This window comes from Vibrio sp. V33_P6A3T137, assembly GCF_009904835.1.
Taxonomy (GTDB): Bacteria; Pseudomonadota; Gammaproteobacteria; order Enterobacterales; family Vibrionaceae; genus Vibrio; species Vibrio metschnikovii.
The window spans coordinates 1-3573 of sequence record NZ_WXWK01000105.1 but is presented as its reverse complement, the minus strand read 5'-3'; the positions used below and the strand labels follow the sequence as shown (position 1 = coordinate 3573).

Genomic DNA, 3573 nt, shown 5'->3' with positions numbered 1-3573 from the left:
ATATCTTAACTTTCTATTAAACCAATTCACTCAAACCGTGAGATCTTAGCTAAAGATCCTAAACCTCTCCGGAGTTATGCACCGGAAAGGTGATCCAGTTCCTATTTTTTATCTACTGGTCAAGTATGATTAGCGAAGAAGTCAGGACAGATTTTCCCAGCCAACCATTCTGGTGAACGGATTCTTAAGACAGAGATGGCTAAGTGTGACTAATCAGAACAATTATCTTAAGGATCCTGTGATGGCTACCCTATCTGAAACCCCTATTACCAACCAAGCAACCCGCATCGAAGAAGACCTGCTCGGCGAACGCCATGTTCCTGCTGATGCTTATTATGGTATCCATACCCTGCGGGCGATAGAAAACTTCAATATTTCTAATGTTACGATCTCAGATGTCCCTGAATTTGTTCGTGGCATGGTCATGACCAAAAAAGCGGCCACGCTCGCTAATAAAGAGCAAGGCGTGATCCCTAAAGATGTCGCTAACTATATTATTCAAGCGTGTGATCTGATTTTGGAAACCGGCAAGTGTATGGATCAATTTCCTTCCGACGTTTTCCAAGGTGGCGCAGGCACTTCAGTCAATATGAACACCAATGAAGTGATTGCTAACGTAGCCCTTGAACTGATGGGTAAAGAAAAAGGTCAATACCAATTTATTAACCCCAATGATCACGTTAACAAAAGTCAATCCACCAACTGTGCGTATCCAACCGGATTCCGAATCGCCGTTTACAACAGCATTCTCAAACTGATTGAATCGATTGAGTACATCAAAGGCGCTTTTGAACTTAAAGCCGTTGAGTTTAAACAGATTCTCAAAATGGGACGTACTCAGCTCCAAGACGCCGTACCGATGACCGTTGGTCAAGAGTTCCATGCGTGGGCCGTGACGCTGAACGAAGAGATCCGTGCTCTGCAATACACCTCTAAGTTATTATTAGAAGTTAACCTTGGTGCGACGGCCATCGGCACCGGTTTAAACACCGCTCCAGGCTATCAAGCATTAGCAATAAAATATTTAGGCGAAGTCACTGGCCTAGAAGTGGTACCTGCTGAAGACTTAATTGAAGCGACGTCCGACTGCGGTGCTTACGTAATGACTCATGGCGCGCTGAAACGCTTAGCAATGAAGCTTTCGAAAATCTGTAACGATTTGCGCTTGCTCTCTTCTGGCCCTCGTGCGGGTTTTAATGAACTGAACTTGCCTGAATTACAAGCGGGTTCATCGATCATGCCGGCCAAAGTTAACCCGGTTATCCCTGAAGTGGTTAACCAAGTGTGCTTTAAAGTCTTCGGTAATGACAACACCATTACTTATGCCGCTGAAGCGGGTCAATTACAGCTTAACGTAATGGAGCCAGTGATTGCTCAAGCGATGTTTGAGTCTATCTCCTTGCTTTCTAACGCATGCGTTAACCTGCGTGATAAGTGTGTCGATGGTATTACGGTCAACAAAGAGGTTTGTGAAGGCTATGTGTTTAACTCGATCGGCATCGTTACTTACCTTAACCCTTACATCGGCCACCATGAAGGTGACATCGTTGGTAAAATCTGTGCCGAAACGGGCAAAAGCGTCCGTGAGGTCGTACTGGAGCGAGGCTTGCTCACTGAAGAAGAGTTGGACGATATTTTCTCAGTCGACAACTTGATGTACCCTAAATACAAGGCAAAACGTTACGAGTAATTCGATTTACTCTACAAGAAGGCTCTGATTCAGAGCCTTCTTGGTTTTTGCCAGATGGAAAGTCGCCAAAACTTATTCTAAATCATGGTAATTAATTAAAAGCGTCGGCTACCTTCCATTGATACTAAAAAATAAGATAAACCTATGAATTCACAGCCTTGCGTTAGCTTAACACTGGGCGGTAAAGCGGATTTTCCCATAATCTTTTAGGAGTATAAGATGTTCATAATTGAGTTCCTTATCGTATTAGGATGTATCCTAATCGGGGCAAGGATTGGTGGTATCGGACTGGGTGTCATGGGGGGGATTGGTCTTGCCATTCTCAGTTTTGTGTTTGGTATGCGTCCAACCAGTCCACCGATTGATGTGATGCTGATGATCATGGCGGTGGTGGCAGCGGCGGCTTCCATGCAAGCCGCCGGCGGCTTAGATTACTTAATCAAAATCGCCAGTAACATCTTGCGCAAAAATCCTCGTCATATCACTTTCATCGCCCCATTAGTCACTTACTTTTTTACCATGATGGCTGGAACTGGACACGTAGCCTACTCGGTATTACCCGTGATCGCAGAAGTCAGTCGTCGTAGTGGTATTCGCCCAGAGCGTCCGCTTGGTATGGCAGTCATCGCATCACAGTTTGCGATTGTGGCTAGCCCTATCGCGGCCGCCGTCGTGGCATTAGTGGCCTTCTTAGAACCGCAAGGGATCACTTTGGGTAACGTATTGATCGTCACCATTCCAAGTACTTTCCTTGGCCTTGCCTGTGCTTGTATTTTTGTCAACAAAATCGGTAAAGAGCTGAAAGACGATCCAGAGTATCAACGTCGCCTACAAGACCCTGAGTTCCGTGCAGAAATGGAACAAGAGATGAAAGTGGAAGATATTCAAATCACGCCACAGGCCAAAACATCGGTTTCTCTGTTCCTATTTGGTGCGATTATCGTGGTCTTTATGGGCGCGATTCCTAGCTTGCGTCCGCACTTTGATGGCTCACCAATGGGCATGGCACATACGATTGAAATCGTGATGCTATCCATTGCAGCCCTGATCATCCTGATTTGTAAACCGGACGGCAATACCATTACTCAAGGCTCTGTATTCCATGCCGGGATGCGCGCAATCGTGGCCATTTTCGGTATCGCTTGGCTAGGTGATACCTTCATCGCGGGTCACGGCGATATGGTGAAAGAAGCGGTATCTGGTCTGGTTGAAGTTGCGCCATGGACCTTTGCTTTTGCCCTATTTGGACTATCGGTGATGGTCAATAGCCAAGGAGCCACCACAGCAGTATTGGTACCGGTTGCGATTACCTTAGGCTTACCACCTGCAATCATCATTGCGGTGTTCGTCGCGGTTAACGGATATTTCTTTATTCCGAACTACGGCCCGATCATTGCGTCGATTGACTTTGACCGCACAGGGACAACGCGGATCGGTAAGTACATCTTTAACCACAGCTTTATGCTGCCGGGTTTATTGAGCATGATCTTCAGTATCGGTTTTGGTTTAGTTTTAGCGAATATTTTCCTCTAATTTTCATACTAACCATCATCAAAGGGAGCTCAGGCTCCCTTATTATTTTTGATATAAATCAAACAAACTTCGATTAATTCAACTGTTCATACCCATTATCAAAAGTGCATAATATTTCTTCCTGAACGTTCTAAATAATCAATCCTGTAGCGCAAGCTTACTGTTTAGGCACAACTGACCAAGATGAGTCTAAAAAGAGAGTAGTCTTTGAGAATATTATTTCATTATTCATAAACAAATACCCTAAAACAAATAATCAACGCTCTCTCGCCTTTTATATCTAAGAATATTATGTGAAGCAAAGCCAAGATAATAAAACTTACTATCTTTAAAATAAAACCCATTAAAGC

2 protein-coding genes are annotated in these 3573 nt (G+C 44.5%); both read left to right on the top strand.

Annotation, left to right across the window (positions count from 1 at the left end; translation table 11 throughout):
- Positions 1–241: 241 nt before the first annotated feature.
- Positions 242–1690 carry an aspartate ammonia-lyase gene (gene aspA, locus CAG60_RS10080; protein ID WP_004394423.1) on the top strand — a complete coding sequence of 483 codons (1449 nt, stop codon included), beginning with the start codon at positions 242–244 and terminating at the stop codon, positions 1688–1690.
- A gap of 219 nt (positions 1691–1909) precedes the next feature.
- Positions 1910–3223: an anaerobic C4-dicarboxylate transporter family protein gene (locus CAG60_RS10075; protein ID WP_154169948.1), complete on the top strand. Its 1314-nt coding sequence runs from the start codon at positions 1910–1912 to the stop codon at positions 3221–3223.
- Positions 3224–3573 lie beyond the last annotated feature (350 nt).

Coding starts and splice junctions, on each gene's coding strand:
- aspA (WP_004394423.1), top strand. CDS start 242: ATGGCTACCCTATCTGAAACCCCTATTACCAACCAAGCAACCCGCATC.
- CAG60_RS10075 (WP_154169948.1), top strand. CDS start 1,910: ATGTTCATAATTGAGTTCCTTATCGTATTAGGATGTATCCTAATCGGG.